A 14,136-nucleotide genomic window follows, 5' to 3' on the forward strand; every position below is an offset into this window, starting at 1 on the left:
GCCGCCCCGGCCGCGGTCCCTTCGTCTATCGGTTAGGACGTCAGGTTTTCAACCTGAAAAGAGGGGTTCGACTCCCCTAGGGACTGCCACCGGCGACGCCTCCACCACCTTTCCGATCCGCCGCGTGGAGCGAACGCTCCGCCCCCGGATTAACCTTCTGGTAATCACTATGTTCGGATCGCGGCGGTAAGCCATTCGATTCATGGACTTTTTTCGGACGCACTCAGGAACTATCCACAGAGACTGTGGTTAATTCACCGTGAACGCGGCGCAGAAGCGCCCTCCCCCTCCCGCACCGAGATCGTCATGTTTATCGCCATCGCCCGCCCGGCGGTGGAGCCCCAAGGCCCCGACGCCGTCGCCGTCCCCGGCTCTCCCGCCATCGCCGAACTGTCGCCTCGCGCCCTTCATGCGCGCCTTCTCGAAAACGCCGCTCTGCGCCGCCTGCGCGGGCTGGAACGCCGTCGCGAGCATCGGCTCGACGACGCCGACTACTGGCTTCACGCCGCCCCGATCGCCGTCAGAAAGGCCAGCGCCCTGCGCGAGGAACGCAGCTTCTCGCCCCTGCCCTGACACCCTTTATCTACCTCAGATGACTTTGTCTGTTATCAGGGGTTGTTCAGGCGCCCTGTGATGTCCGACAACGACGGTCATGGGCTCTGGCGTCGCGACACCTTCCGTCCGAAAGGCGATCCTGGTCACGGGGGGCGCGGGCTATGTCGGCGCCCATGTGTGCGAGGCCCTGGCCGCCGCCGGATATCGCCCCATTGTCATGGACAATCTGTCGACCGGCCGCCGCGCCTTCGTGCGCTGGGGTCCGCTGATTCAGGGCGATGTCTGGGACGCCGAACTGGTGCGTCGGACCCTGGTCGAGCATGACATCCGCGCCGTCCTGCATTTCGCCGCCTCCTCCGTCGTGCCGGAATCGGTGCGGGCGCCGCTGGACTACTATCGCAACAATGTCGGCGGGCTGTTCGGCCTGTTGGGCGGGATGCGGGCGGCGGGCGTGAACAGCCTCGTCTTCTCCAGCACCTGCGCCGTCTATGGCGACCCCGGCGCGGGGCCCATCACGGAGCGGCAGGCGCCGGCGCCCGTCACCCCCTATGGCCGCTCCAAACTAGGGTGCGAGCAGATCCTGGCCGACGCCAGCGCCGCCCACGGCCTGAACGTCGTCGCCCTGCGCTACTTCAACGCCTGCGGGGCCTCGGCCTGCGGCCTGATCGGCGAGGACCGGCCGGTCGAAACCCATCTGATCCCCCGCGCCATGATGGCCCTGAAGGGCGGCGTCGACGATTTCGCCGTCCATGGAACCGACTATCCCACGCCGGACGGCACGGCGGTCCGCGACTATGTCCATGTGTCCGACCTAGCCCAGGGCCATCTGTCGGCCTTGGCGCAACTGCTGCGGGGACGCAGCGGCTTTGCGGCCTACAATCTCGGCGCCGGACAGGGCCATTCGGTGCGTCAGGTGCTGGCGGCGATCATGCGCCACAGCGGCCTGCGGCTGCCGGACATCTCGGGCGAACGTCGGGCCGGCGATCCGGCGCAGCTGGTTTCCGACATCGCCCTGGCCCGCCGCGACCTGGGGTTCGAGCCGCGTCGGTCCGACCTGTCCGCCATCGTCGCCAGCGCCTGGGCCTGGCACAGTCGCCTCAGCGCAGTTCGGGCATCCGGCGGCGCAGCGAGGCTTTCAGCTTTTCCAGCTTCTGGCCTGCGGATTTCGGCCGCACCCGCTTGCGATGCTCCAGTCCCGCGCCCCAACGCGCATGGACCGGCGCGTCCAGATGCGGATGGCGGTCGTGCTGATGGACGATGGGGCTGATCCCGCCGTCGGGATTGACCACCTTGCCGTCCTCGAACCTCAGCCGCTCGCCGGGCGTCAGGCCCAGGGTCGCCACCCGGCCGTAGTTGCCCCGCACCGTCGCCGCGACCAGGCCCTGATGGATGGCCAGGTTGAAGGCCGCCTGATCGGCGCCGAACGCCCCGCCGATCTCCGAACGCGGCGCGGACGCCAGCGTCAAAATCAACCGCGACAGGCGCGATACCTCCGCGCGCGGCCCGACCAGCGTCCCCACGCACAGACACGACTTGTCCGCCATCCGGTCCGCCTGAGCCTGACCGAACAGGGCGCGCAGATATTTCATGTTGAAGGCGTGGTCGGCCAGCGGCCCGTCCGCCTCCACGAAGGCCTCCAGCCCTTGCGGCGCGGGCTCGAACGGCGGGGCCTGGAAGATCACGTCGCGCACGTCGCAGGCCAGGGCGACGCCCGGCCGGTCGCCCAGCAGGCCCGCAAAGGCGACGAACCGCTGCATCACCGGATGGGGCGCCCAGCCGCGCCAGACCGGCGCATCCACGGCCATCACATCATGCTGGGCCAGAAAGGCGCGCAGGTCCGCGTCCCGGTCCACCACCAGGGCGACCGACCCGTCGAACACGGCCCGCAGCGAGGTCACGAAGGGGGCGATGTCGGCGGCGTCGTATCCGGTGGCGTAGCCGACCACGGCATCGCCGTCGGGCAGGGGCGCGAATTCTTCCGTCGCCGCCAGCGCCTGGGCCAGCCAGTCCAGATAGTCCGACCGCGCCGCCCCCTGTTTCATGGTCTCAGCGGTCGCCCATCAGTTCGGCGAACCGGTCGAACAGATAAAGGCTGTCGGTCGGTCCGGGCGAGGCCTCGGGGTGGTGCTGAACGCTGAAGATCGGCTTGTCCTTGACCGCGATGCCGCAGTTGGTGCCGTCGAACAGGCTGACGTGGGTCTCGGTCACGGCGTCCGGCAGGCTGTCGCGGTCCACGGTGAAGCCATGGTTCATCGACACGATCTCGACCTTGCCGGTGGTCAGGTCCTTGACCGGATGGTTGGCGCCGTGGTGGCCCTGCTCCATCTTCACCGTCCTGGCGCCCAGGGCCAGGGCCAGCATCTGATGGCCCAGGCAGATGCCCATCAGGGGCTTGCCGCTGGCGACCAGCTTCTGGATTTCCGGCACGGCGTATTCGCCGGTCGCGGCCGGATCGCCCGGACCGTTGGACAGGACCACGCCGTCGGGATTGCGGGCCAGCACCTCTTCCGCCGTCGTCGTGGCGGGAACCACGGTGATCCGGGCGCCGGTCGAGGCCAGGGCGCGCAGGATGTTGCGCTTCACCCCATAGTCGATGACCACCACGGCCTTGCGGCCCTCGGTCTTCGGATGACCTTCCGGCCATTCCCACAGCCCCTCGTCCCATTCGAACGCCTGCAGCGTCGAAGCGGGCTTGGCCAGGTCCAGACCGACCAGGCCGGTCCACGCCTTGGCCTGGGCGACCAGGGCGTCCAGGTCGAAATTGCCATCGGGATCGTGGGCGATCACCGCATGGGGCGCGCCCTTGTCGCGGATGATCTTGGTCAGGGCGCGAGTGTCCACGCCCGCCAGACCCACCACGCCGCGCCGCTTCATCCAGTCGTCGAAACTGGCGTCCGAGCGATAGTTGGCCGGATCGGTGGGTGCGTCGCGGAAGATGGCGCCGCGCGCCGAGGTGTCGGACCCGCCGCCCATCTGTTCGATGTCTTCGACGTTGGTGCCGACATTGCCGACGTGCGGGAAGGTGAAAGCCAGGATCTGGCTCATGTAGGACGGGTCGGTCAGGATTTCCTGATAGCCGGTCATGGCGGTGTTGAAGACCACCTCGCCCAGGGCTGAACCGACCGCGCCGACGCCGACGCCCTGCAGAATGGTGCCGTCCGCGAGCGCGAGGACGCCCGTCGCGCCCGGAAGAATCTTGGTCGTCATGGGCGCGCTCCTAAAACCGAATCCTGCCCGAACCGGGGCGGGACGCAAACGGCGGGGTCGTTAGGCCCTGCCGCCCGCGCCGTCAACCACGGCTCAACGCCCATCGCTGATGGAGGCCGGCCCGACCAGCTGGAAGGTCGCCGTCGCGCCGCCCTGGGCGTGGGGCGCCAGCCAGATGTCGAACAGGCCCGGCTCGATCCGATAGGTCTCGTCCGCCCCGATGAAGCCCAGCTGGCGGGCGTTCAGGGTGAAGCCGACCTTGCGGCTCTCACCGGGGCGCAAGGCCACCCGCTTGAAGTCCTTCAGCAGCCGACTTGGCTGGGTCAGGCTGGCCACCCGGTCGTGGATATAGAGCTGCACCAGCTCCTCGGCCGCGTGTCGTCCGTTATTGGTCACGGTGACCGCGACCTCCAGCGTCCCGGCCCAGGGCAGCTGGTCCGTCGCCATCTCGATCGGCCCGTATGTGATCGCCCCATAGGTCAGGCCATAGCCGAACGGATAAAGCGCCGTATTCGTCGTCTCGCGATAGCGGGACTTGTACTCCTCGGTCGCCAGATCGGGATTGGCCGGGCGGCCGGTCGTCTTGCGGTCGTAGGAATAGGGCTGCTGGCCCGACTTGTGCGGGAAGCTGACGGGCAGGCGGGCGGACGGGCCGTGATCGCCGAAGATCACGTCGGCGACCGCATGGCCCATCTGTTCGCCCAGGAACCAGGTCACGACGATGGCCTGGGCGTTCTTGACATTGCCCTCCAGCGCCAGACCCCGGCCGTTGCGCAACAGGACGACCATGGGCTTGCCCAGCGCCGCCATGGCGTCGACCAGGGCCATCTGCGGGGCCGGCACCACGATCTCGGTGCGCGACTGGGCCTCGCCGGACATATTGGTCGCCTCGCCGATGGCCAGGACGATGACCTCGGCGTCGCGGGCGGCGGCTATGGCCTGTTCGATCCCGCCGTCCAGCGGCGTCTCCACCCCTGAACCGCGCGCGATGGTCAGGTTCTGCGGATCGCGCATGGCGGCGCGGAAGCCGGTCTCCAGCGAGACTCGTCGCTCGGGCGCGCCCCAGATGGTCCACGGCCCCCACACATTGTCCACGTCGTCGGCGAACGGGCCGACCAGGGCGATCTTGCGGCCCTTGTCCAGCGGCAGCAGGTCCTGGTCGTTCTTCAGCAGCACCACCGACTTGCGGCCCGCCTCGCGCGACAGTTCGATGTGTTCGCGCGATCCGACCACGGCCTTTTCGCGCGCGGCGTCGGTGCCGCGATAGGGGTCGTCGAACAGGCCCAGCGCCGCCTTGGTGGTCAGGACGCGGCGCACCGCCTCGTCCAGACGCGCCATCGACACCTCGCCCGAGGCCACCAGGCCGGGCAGATGCTCCATATACAGGCCCGACACCATCGACACGTCCACCCCGGCGTTGAAGGCCAGGCGCGTGGCGTCGCGGCCGTCCTCGGCGAAGCCGTGGGCCACCAGTTCCTGCTCGGAGGTGTAGTCCGAGACCACGAAGCCCTCGAAGCCCCATTCCCCACGCAGGATGTCGGTCAACAGCTTGCGGCTGCCCGAGGCCGGCACGCCGTTCACGTCGTTGAAGGCGCTCATGATCGACAGGGCGCCGGCGTCCACCGACGCCTTGAACGGCGGCAGGAACACCCCGCGCAGCGTCTGCTCGCTCATGTCGGTGGTGTTGTATTCGACCCCGCCCACGGCGGCGGAATAGGCCGCCATGTGTTTGGCGGTGGCCAGGACGGCGTCGCGGTCGTCCAGACCCTTTTCGCCCTGGAAGCCGCGCACCCGGGCCGCGGCCAGCAGGTTGTTCAGCAGCACGTCCTCGCCCGCGCCCTCGACGTTGCGGCCCCAGCGCTGGTCGCGCGCCACGTCCACCATCGGCGCATAGGTCTGATGAACGGCCGAGGCCGCCGTCTCCACCGCCGCCGCGCGCGCGGTCCGGTAGGCCAGTTCGGTGTCGAACGCCGCCGCCTCGGCCAGGGGCACGGGGAAGATGGTCGACAGGCCGTGGATCACGTCGGCGGCGAACAGCAGCGGGATCTTCAGCCGGCTTTCCTCCATCGCCACCTGCTGGATGCGACGGCCCGCCTCGGCGCCGATGCCGTTGAACAGCGACCCGACCTTGCCCTCGCGGATCAGGGCGGTGACGCGCGCGGGATCGCCCGTGCCGTCCAGCGGGTTCACCGCCGTCGGCATCCAACGGAACGGATCGGCCAGCAGGTTCAGCTGCCCGGCCTTTTCCTCGACCGTCATGGCCGCGATCAGATCCTCGATCCTCTGGCGGTGACGGGCGATGGTGCGGGACGCTTGGGCGGAAACAGGCATGGGGAAGACTCCGGCGCCCATCAGGGCCAAAAGCCCCAGGCCAGACAAGAAATTTCTACGGGAAGCCGCAGGCTTGAGAGGTCGCGTCAACAGTGGCGCTCCTTCAGGGACGAGATCGAGCAGCGAAGCCCAGACGCCTAGCCTCTGGCGACCGACCGCTTCAACCCCCGACGACGATGTAAATGATGTAACGGCCGCCCGCCCGATCAAGGTCGGTTTCAGCGCCGTGATCGACATGGCCGCCATTGCTCTGTCGTCATTCCGGGGCTGAGCGCAGCGAAGAACCCGGAACCCAGGGCCACAGTCGCCACGCCAAATGCGTCACGGGTCGGATGACATCCTCCTGGCTTCCGGGTTCGGCCTGTGGCCGCCCCGGAATGACGACTGCGGACACAACCACTGCCCGCCTCGCCCCGCCTATCCCAGGGCGATGTCCAGGAACATCATCCCCACCAGGCCGATCATCAGCCCGATCATCGAGCCCTCGCCCTTGGACTTCTCGCGCGTCTCGGGAATGATCTCGGCGGTGACGACATAGATCATTGCCCCGGCCGCCAGACCCAGGCCCCAGGGCAGGGCGCCGGGCAGCAGGTCGACCACGCTGGCCCCGATCAGCCCGCCGACCGGCTCGACGAGGCCCGACGCCAGCGCCGCCAGGAAGGCCGGCCAGCGCCCATAGCCCAGGGTCGCCATCGCCGCCGAGACGGCCAGCCCCTCGGGCATATTCTGGATGCCGATGCCGATGGCGGTGGACAGGCCCTGATGAACGTCGCCGCCGCCGAAGCTGACGCCTACCGCCGCGCCTTCGGGGAAGTTGTGCAGGGTGATGGCGATGATGAACAGCCAGATGCGCCGCGACAGGTCGCGCGATCCCGCCGGGCCGATGGCCAACATGTCCACCGGCGCGAACCGGTTCATCAGGCCGATCACCGCCGCCCCGATCAGCACCGCCGTCGCCATGACCCCGGCGGCCATCGCCTGTCCCGCGCCGCCCGCTTGCAGCACGTCAACGCCCGGAATGATCAGCGAGAAGAAGGAGGCCGCCAGCATGACCCCGGCGGCGAAGCCCAACAGGGCGCTCTGGGTCTGGACCCCCGCCTTGCGGAAGAACAGCAGCGGCACGGCCCCCACCGCCGTCATCATGCCCGCCGCCAGGCTGCCGAGACCGCCTGCGGCGATCGGGGAAAGGGATTCCATCATCCGTCTGCATTGGGGCGAGACACAGCAAGAGACAAGCCCGAACCGTGGCGTTAGAGAAAGCTTCATGTCCCAGCGCGCCGCCCTCCCCGCCGGCCCGAACGCTGCGTCGGCGCTGGGCGCCGCGCGGCGGGTCGTGGTCAAGATCGGATCCTCCCTTTTGATCGACGCCGCCACGCGCCGGCCGACGCGCGACTGGCTGGCCGCCATCGCCTCGGATCTGGCCGCGCTGCGGGCCGAGGGGCGCGAGGTCATCGTCGTCTCGTCCGGCTCCATCGCCCTGGGCCGGGGCCGGCTGCCCGATCTGGGCGCGCGGCTGGAGGACAAGCAGGCGGCGGCCTCGGTCGGGCAGTCGCTGCTGATGGCCGCCTGGTCCGAGGCCCTGGCGCCGCACGGCCTGGTCGCCGGTCAGGTGCTGCTGACGCGCGACGACACCGAACGCCGCAGGCGATGGCTGAACGCCCGCGCCACCGTCCAGGCGCTTCTGGCCCACGGCGTCGTCCCCATCGTCAACGAGAACGACACGGTGGCGACCGAGGAAATCCGTTACGGCGACAACGACCGGCTGGCCGCGCGCACGGCCCAGCTGGCGCGGGCGGACCTGCTGATTTTGCTGTCGGACGTGGACGGCCTCTACACCGCCGATCCGCGTCGTGATCCGAACGCCGCCCATCTTCCGCTGATCGAGACGCTCAGCCCTGACATCCTGGCCATGGGCGGGGGCGCAAACGCCGATGCAGGCGTCGGCACGGGCGGCATGGCCACCAAGCTGGCGGCGGCCCAGATCGCCCGGTCCGCCGGCTGCGCCACCATCATCGCCTCGGGCCAGACCCTGTCGCCCCTGACCGCCATCCGCGACGGCGCGCGGGCCACCCTGATCGCCGCGCCTGATGGTCCGATGGCCGCCTATAAACAGTGGATCGCCGGCAGTCTGTCGCCCGCCGGCGAACTGCGGCTGGACGCCGGGGCCGTCGCCGCCTTGCAGGCGGGCAAGAGCCTGCTGCCCGCAGGCGTCACCGCCGTATCCGGCGATTTCGAAAAGGGCGACTGCGTGCGCCTGACCGACCCTTCCGGCCTGCCGGTCGGGGTGGGGCTGGCCGCCTACGCCGCCGAAGACGCCGCCCGTATTCGCGGACGCCGCAGCGATGAGATCGAGGCCATCCTCGGCTATCGCGGGGCCTCCGTCCTGATCCACCGAGACGACATGGTTCTGGCTGACCGATGACCGACCTGACCGCACGAATGCTCGACCTGGGCCGCCGCGCCCGCGCCGCCGCCGCAGCCTTGCGCGAGGCCCCCGCCGCCGCCCGCACCCGCGCGCTGGAGCTGCTGTCCGAAAAGCTGAAGGCGGCCGAGCCCGCGCTTCTGGCCGCCAACGCCCGCGACGTGGACGCCGCGCGCGCCAATGGCATGGCCGAGGCCCAGATCGACCGCCTGCTTCTGACGCCCGCCCGCGTGGAGGGCATGGCCCAGGCCGTGGCGATCATCGCCGCCGTGCCCGATCCTCTGGGGGTGGAGACCGAACGCTGGACCCCCGCCAACGGCCTGGACATCGCCCGCGTCCGCACCCCCATCGGCGTGTTGGGCGTGATCTATGAGAGCCGGCCCAATGTGACGGCGGACGCCGCCGCCCTGTGCATCCGTTCGGGCAATGCGGCCATCCTGCGCTGCGGCTCGGACTGTCTGCAATCGTCCCTGGCCATCGCCGCCCTGATCGCCGAAGCCCTGGCCGAGGCCGGCCTGCCCGCCGACGCGATCCAGTTGGTCGACACCCCCGACCGCGAGGCCGTGGGCCTGATGCTGACCGGGCTGGAGGGGACCATCGACGTCATCGTGCCGCGTGGCGGCAAGAGCCTGGTCGCCCGCGTCCAGGCCGAGGCGCGCACGGCGGTCCTCAGCCATCTGGAGGGGCTGAACCATACCTATCTGCACACGTCCGCCGATCTGGAGACCGCCCGCGCCATCGTCCTGAACGCCAAGATGCGCCGCGTCTCGGTGTGCGGCGCGACCGAGACCCTGCTGGTGGACCGGGCGGCGGCCCAGCGTCTGTTGCCCCCCGTCGCCGCCGACCTGATCGCCGCCGGCTGCGAACTGCGCGGCGACGCCGAGGCGCAAGCCCTTGTGCCCGGCATGGTCCCGGCGGACGAGAGCGATTGGCTGACCGAATATCTGGCGCCGATCCTGGCCGTCCGCATCGTCGAGGATATGGACGCCGCCGTCGATCACATCGCCCGCTACGGCTCGGGCCACACCGAGGCCATTGTCGCGACCGACCAAGCTGCCGCCGAACGGTTCGCCTCAAAGATCGACAGCGCCATCGTCCTGATCAACGCCTCGACCCAGTTCGCCGACGGTGGAGAGTTCGGCTTCGGCGGCGAAATCGGCATCTCCACCAACCGCCTGCACGCGCGGGGGCCCGTCGGCGCGGAGCAGCTGACCACCTACAAATACGTCGTGCGGGGACAAGGGCAGGTCAGGCCGTAAGATCATAATCTGACCATCTCCCTCCCCGTTCGGGGAGGGTGGCTGAGCCGAAGGCGAGGCCGGGTGGGGGCGGCCTCACAAAACACGCATGAACGAGAAAAGGCGGCTCGTTTCCGAGCCGCCCCCACCCGGTCGCTGGCGCGACCACCCTCCCCCGCTGGGGGAGGGAGATTGACGCTTCGTCTCAGCCGCGTTGCGGCAGAGCATAGGCGATCACGTAGTCGCCCTCCGGCGTCTCCATGAAGTGATGGCCGGCGGCGACGATCACCAGATATTGGCGGCCGTTCTGCTCGTAGATCATCGGATTGGCCTGGCCGCCTGCGGGCAGGACGTCGGACCAGACGGTCTTGCCCGTCTCGATGTCGATGGCGCGGATCAGATCGTCGGTCGCCGCGGCGATGAAGATCAGACCGCCCGCCGTGACCACCGAGCCGCCGTTGTTCGGCGTGCCGATCTCAAGCGGCAGCATCGAGGGGATGCCGAACGGCCCGTTCTTGCGCGCCGTGCCGAACGGGCGGTCCCACAGGGTCTTGCCGCTCTGCACGTCGATGGCGCGGATGCCGCCGTAGGGAGGCTCCTTGCACAGCAGGCCGGTGAAGGGCATCCGCCAGCCGGCGTTCACGTCGATGGCGTAGGGCACGCCCATCTGCGGGTCGCCCGCGCCCTCGGCCTTGGACAGGTTGCCGCCCCGGTTGGCCAGTTCCTTCTCGCGGGCGATGTAGCGGGGGTCGTCGCGCGGGAACCAGCCCAGCTTGTCGGCCTCGGCGCGCGGCACCAGACGGTTGTAGTTGGGCATGTCGTTATAGTTGGCGACGATCACGCCGCGACGCGGATCCAGCGCCACGCTGCCCCAGTCCGAACCGCCGTTATAGCCCGGATATTCGATGAAGCGGCGATCCGCCGTCGGGGGCGTGAACTGGCCCTGATACGACGCCTTCTTGAACTGGATGCGGCAGATCATCTGGTCGATCGGCGACATCCCCCACATGTCGGCTTCGCGCAGATCGGGCTTGGCCAGGGTATTGAACAGCGAATAGGGCTGGGTCGCCGCACGCTGAGCCGGTTCGACGCCCCCGCGCGGGGCCGGACGATCCTGAACGCCGTGCAGCGGCTGGCCCGTGCGGCGATCCAGCACGAAGATCTCGCCGCGCTTGGACGGCAGGATCACCGCCGGCGTCACCCCGCCTGCGGTCGGCATGTCGACCAGCGTCACCTGCGAGCCCAGGTCATAGTCCCACACGTCGCGGCGCACGGTCTGATAGCTCCAGCGCGGCTTGCCTGTGGTGACGTCCAGCGCGACCAGGGCGCTGGAATACTGATCCTCCTGCGGCCGGCGCAGCGACGAATAATAGTCGGCGGCCGAGTTGCCCATCGGCAGATAGACCAGACCCAAAGCTTCGTCGCCCGTCGCCGTCGTCCACATGTTCGGCGTGCCGGGGGTGTAGGTCTGACCGGCCGGCGGCGTGGTCGTGGTCTCGGGACGCATCATGTCCCAGGCGAAGCGCATCTGGCCCGTCACGGCGTCATAGCCCTGGATCACGCCGGAGGCGTTCCAGCGCTTCTGGCCGTCCAGGACCTGGTGGCCGGTGACGATGATCCCGCGCACGATGACGGGTGGCGAGGTGATCGACACCATGCCGGGATAGGGGTCGCCCATCCCTTCCTTGATGCTGACCGCCCCATTGGTCCCGAAGGCGGGGCAAGGCACGCCCGTCCTGGCGTCCAGGGCGATGATGCGGCCGTCCAGCGTGCCTTCGATGATGCGGGTGGCGCAGGGCTGGGCCTGGTCCGCGTTCGGCACGGCGTAATAGGTCACCCCCCGGCACGCGGCCGTATAGGGGATCTGATCGTCCGGCACCTGGGGATCATAGGCCCACTTCTGCTTGCCGGTGTTGGCGTCCAGGGCGAACATCTTGTTGCGCGCCGAGCACAGATAGATGGTGTCGGCGATCTTCAGCGGCGTGGTCTCGGCTCCGAACCGCTGGCCCGGCAGGTCGCCGGTGCGGAAGGTCCAGGCGCGTTCCAGCTGGCCGACATTGTCCTTGTTGATCTGGTTCAGCGGCGAATATCGCTGGGCGGCGTCCGATCCGCCATAGGCGGGCCAGTCCATTCCGGCCTTGATCAGCGCCGGATCGCCGAACGGACCGCGCGCGCCGGGCACGGGGCTGTCGACGCCGGGCTTGTTGATCTGTCCGACCACCAGGCCGAACACGACCGTCAGCACCGCCAGGCCCAGGGCCCCGACGCCCGCCGTCCGGCCGCCGCCCCGACCGGGACGCAGCACCGGCAGGGTCGCCAGAACCAGGAACATCAAGACCAGCGGTCCGACCAGACGCGGGATCATGGCCCAGCCGTTCAGACCCTTCTCCCACAGCGCCCAGACCAGGGTCAGGATGAAGGTCGCGCCATAGATCCAGGCGCCGCGAACGTCGCGATAGACAAGGAAAAAGCCCGACGCGATCAGCGCCACGCCCGCCAGCAGATAGTACCAGGAACCGCCCAGTGCGGCGAGTTGAACCCCGCCCACGGTCAGCACCAGACCGATCACGGCCAGAAGCAGGCCGAGAAGCAGCGTCAGCCACCCTCCCAGCCCGGTCGGGGTTGTCCATCGTGGCATGATCGCGCCTCTTCCGCTGAGTGTGCAGCCCCGGCAACGCTTCAGGGGCCGTGCGGTTCCTATTGTCGCACCACAGGAACCAAACGCCGTTGCACGGCCAGCGCTGTTTTTCGGCATCATTTGACGACTTAAAGTCCGATATTGGACGATTTTTTCTTTCTTTCGGTCCATTACCCGCTCACGGCAATAATATTTGCCTATACGGCTGGCTTTGCGGCATATGCGAGACATGCATAAGACCCTGAAGCAAGGCGGGACTTTCGTCGTCGAACCCCGCCGCCTGTCCAAGGCCTCGGCCGAACTGCGCGCGCGCGGTTTCGGCGAGATTACGATTCCGCCTTCGACCGAGACGGCGGAAAAACAGGCGTCGCGCTGCACCGACTGCGGCGTGCCCTTCTGCCAGAACGCCTGCCCGCTTCAGAACAACATCCCCGACTGGCTGCGTCTGTCGGCCGAGAACGAGGCCCGCGAGGCCTGGCGCGTGTCGTCCCAGACCTCGACCATGCCCGAAATCTGCGGCCGCATCTGCCCGCAGGACCGGCTGTGCGAGGGGTCGTGCACATTGAACCAGTCCGGCTGGGACGCGGTGACCATCGGCTCGGTCGAGGCCTGGCTGGGCGATCAGGCGTGGGAGAAGGGCTGGGTCGAGCCGATCCGACCCGCCGCCGAACGCGGCGAGACCGTGGGCATCGTCGGGGCGGGGCCGGCGGGCCTGGCCGCCGCCGACCGTCTGCGTTCGGAAGGCTATCAGGTCACAGTCTATGACCGGCACGACCGCGCGGGCGGCCTGCTGATCTATGGCATCCCCGGCTTCAAGCTGGAGAAGCACGTGGTCCAGCGCCGCGTGGACCGCCTGGCCGAGGGCGGGGTCCGGTTCGTGCTGGGCTGCGAGATCGGCAAGGACGTGACCCTGACCGAGTTGCGCGAGCGTCATGACGTGGTGTTGCTGGCCATGGGCGTCTATCAGCCCCGCATCCTGTCGGCGCCGGGCCGTGGGCCAGATTCGACGGTCGAGGCCCTGTCCTATCTGACCCATCAGAACCGTCGCGATCTGGGCGACGCCGAACAGGCGGGCTGGTACGAGGCCAGCGGCAAGCGCGTGGTCGTGATCGGCGGCGGCGACACCGCCATGGACTGCGTCCGCACCGCCATCCGTCAGGGCGCGGCCAGCGTCACCTGCCTCTATCGTCGCGACCGCGAGAATATGCCGGGTTCCGCCCGCGAGGTTCAGAACGCCGAGGAGGAAGGCGTCGTCTTCGAATGGCTGGGCGCGCCCAAGGCCCTGCTGTCTCAAGGCGACGCCGTGACCGGCGTCCGCGCCGCGCGGATGCAGCTGACCGAAGCCGCCCCCGGCGAGCGCCGCGACATCGTGCCGGTGCCGGGCGCCGACTTCGACATTCCCGCCGATATCGTCATCGAGGCCCTGGGCTTCTCGCCCGAGCCGTTCGCGGCGCACGAACCCGACCTTCGCCTGCGCGACGACGGCACGATCAAGGTCGGCGCCGTCAGCTTCGCCACCAGCCTGCCCGGCGTCTTCGCCGCCGGCGACGCGGTGCGCGGCGCATCGCTGGTGGTCTGGGCCGTGCGCGAAGGCCAGGACGCCGCCGCCGAGATCGACCGCTACTTCAAGACCCGCACCGAGGAGGTCGCGGCATGACCTTCCTCAAACTTCCGCTCATCCCCGCGAAAGCGGGGACCCAGTTCTTTGGGCGCTCTGACGGAGCGATCGGATCAACGATTTTTAT

At 69.0% G+C, this 14,136-nt stretch carries 9 protein-coding genes, 1 tRNA gene and 1 pseudogene; 6 read left to right on the plus strand and 5 right to left on the minus strand.

Features of this window, described 5'->3' with window-relative positions; all coding sequences use genetic code 11:
• Positions 1–14 precede the first annotated feature (14 nt).
• The 3 genes and pseudogenes from B3Z70_RS01650 to galE all read left to right on the plus strand — a co-directional run.
• Positions 15–89, plus strand: a tRNA-Glu gene (locus tag B3Z70_RS01650).
• A gap of 217 nt (positions 90–306) precedes the next feature.
• Positions 307–573, plus strand: a complete 267-nt coding sequence (locus B3Z70_RS01655) for a hypothetical protein (protein ID WP_292023031.1) — start codon at positions 307–309, stop codon at positions 571–573.
• Between the two features lie 79 nt (positions 574–652).
• Positions 653–1,642, plus strand: a pseudogene (gene galE / locus B3Z70_RS01660) (UDP-glucose 4-epimerase GalE); the annotation flags it as partial.
• A gap of 10 nt (positions 1,643–1,652) precedes the next feature.
• On the opposite strand, the gene B3Z70_RS01665 reads toward galE, so the two are convergent.
• The 4 genes from B3Z70_RS01665 to B3Z70_RS01680 all read right to left on the minus strand — a co-directional run bounded on the left by B3Z70_RS01665 (position 1,653) and on the right by B3Z70_RS01680 (position 7,290).
• Entirely contained in the window at positions 1,653–2,597 is a 945-nt protein-coding gene (locus tag B3Z70_RS01665) for a hypothetical protein (RefSeq protein WP_292023033.1), read from the minus strand.
• A gap of 4 nt (positions 2,598–2,601) precedes the next feature.
• Entirely contained in the window at positions 2,602–3,762 is a 1,161-nt protein-coding gene (carA, locus tag B3Z70_RS01670) for a glutamine-hydrolyzing carbamoyl-phosphate synthase small subunit (RefSeq protein WP_292023035.1), read from the minus strand.
• A 93-nt stretch (positions 3,763–3,855) separates the two neighbouring features.
• Positions 3,856–6,093: a glycoside hydrolase family 3 N-terminal domain-containing protein gene (locus B3Z70_RS01675; RefSeq protein WP_292023037.1), complete on the minus strand. Its 2,238-nt coding sequence runs from the start codon at positions 6,091–6,093 to the stop codon at positions 3,856–3,858.
• A gap of 417 nt (positions 6,094–6,510) precedes the next feature.
• Positions 6,511–7,290, minus strand: a complete 780-nt coding sequence (locus tag B3Z70_RS01680) for a ZIP family metal transporter (protein WP_292044482.1) — start codon at positions 7,288–7,290, stop codon at positions 6,511–6,513.
• A 67-nt stretch (positions 7,291–7,357) separates the two neighbouring features.
• On the opposite strand from B3Z70_RS01680, the gene proB reads away from it, so the two are divergent.
• Both proB and B3Z70_RS01690 read left to right on the plus strand, forming a co-directional pair.
• Entirely contained in the window at positions 7,358–8,515 is a 1,158-nt protein-coding gene (gene proB / locus B3Z70_RS01685) for a glutamate 5-kinase (RefSeq protein WP_292023042.1), read from the plus strand.
• Positions 8,512–9,774 carry a glutamate-5-semialdehyde dehydrogenase gene (locus B3Z70_RS01690; protein ID WP_292044484.1) on the plus strand — a complete coding sequence of 421 codons (1,263 nt, stop codon included), beginning with the start codon at positions 8,512–8,514 and terminating at the stop codon, positions 9,772–9,774. The genes proB and B3Z70_RS01690 overlap by 4 nt, the downstream gene beginning before the upstream one ends.
• 184 nt (positions 9,775–9,958) lie before the next feature.
• Here B3Z70_RS01690 and B3Z70_RS01695 read toward each other — a convergent pair whose 3' ends face one another.
• On the minus strand, positions 9,959–12,391 hold the full coding sequence (locus B3Z70_RS01695; RefSeq protein WP_292044486.1) for a membrane-bound PQQ-dependent dehydrogenase, glucose/quinate/shikimate family: 2,433 nt from the start codon (positions 12,389–12,391) through the stop codon (positions 9,959–9,961).
• 229 nt (positions 12,392–12,620) lie between these two features.
• Between B3Z70_RS01695 and B3Z70_RS01700 the strand changes: the two genes are divergently transcribed.
• Positions 12,621–14,048, plus strand: a complete 1,428-nt coding sequence (locus tag B3Z70_RS01700) for an NAD(P)-dependent oxidoreductase (RefSeq protein WP_292019299.1) — start codon at positions 12,621–12,623, stop codon at positions 14,046–14,048.
• The last annotated feature ends 88 nt before the right edge of the window (positions 14,049–14,136 follow it).

The sequence above is a fragment of the Brevundimonas sp. UBA6550 genome, from assembly GCF_002434505.1.
Lineage (GTDB): Bacteria > Pseudomonadota > Alphaproteobacteria > Caulobacterales > Caulobacteraceae > Brevundimonas.

Excerpts from the sequence above, each read along its gene's own strand:
- B3Z70_RS01655 (WP_292023031.1), top strand. The coding sequence starts at position 307 with ATGTTTATCGCCATCGCCCGCCCGGCGGTGGAGCCCCAAGGCCCCGAC.
- B3Z70_RS01665 (WP_292023033.1), bottom strand. The coding sequence starts at position 2,597 with ATGAAACAGGGGGCGGCGCGGTCGGACTATCTGGACTGGCTGGCCCAG.
- carA (WP_292023035.1), bottom strand. The coding sequence starts at position 3,762 with ATGACGACCAAGATTCTTCCGGGCGCGACGGGCGTCCTCGCGCTCGCG.
- B3Z70_RS01675 (WP_292023037.1), bottom strand. The coding sequence starts at position 6,093 with ATGCCTGTTTCCGCCCAAGCGTCCCGCACCATCGCCCGTCACCGCCAG.
- B3Z70_RS01680 (WP_292044482.1), bottom strand. The coding sequence starts at position 7,290 with ATGGAATCCCTTTCCCCGATCGCCGCAGGCGGTCTCGGCAGCCTGGCG.
- proB (WP_292023042.1), top strand. The coding sequence starts at position 7,358 with ATGTCCCAGCGCGCCGCCCTCCCCGCCGGCCCGAACGCTGCGTCGGCG.
- B3Z70_RS01690 (WP_292044484.1), top strand. The coding sequence starts at position 8,512 with ATGACCGACCTGACCGCACGAATGCTCGACCTGGGCCGCCGCGCCCGC.
- B3Z70_RS01695 (WP_292044486.1), bottom strand. The coding sequence starts at position 12,391 with ATGCCACGATGGACAACCCCGACCGGGCTGGGAGGGTGGCTGACGCTG.
- B3Z70_RS01700 (WP_292019299.1), top strand. The coding sequence starts at position 12,621 with ATGCATAAGACCCTGAAGCAAGGCGGGACTTTCGTCGTCGAACCCCGC.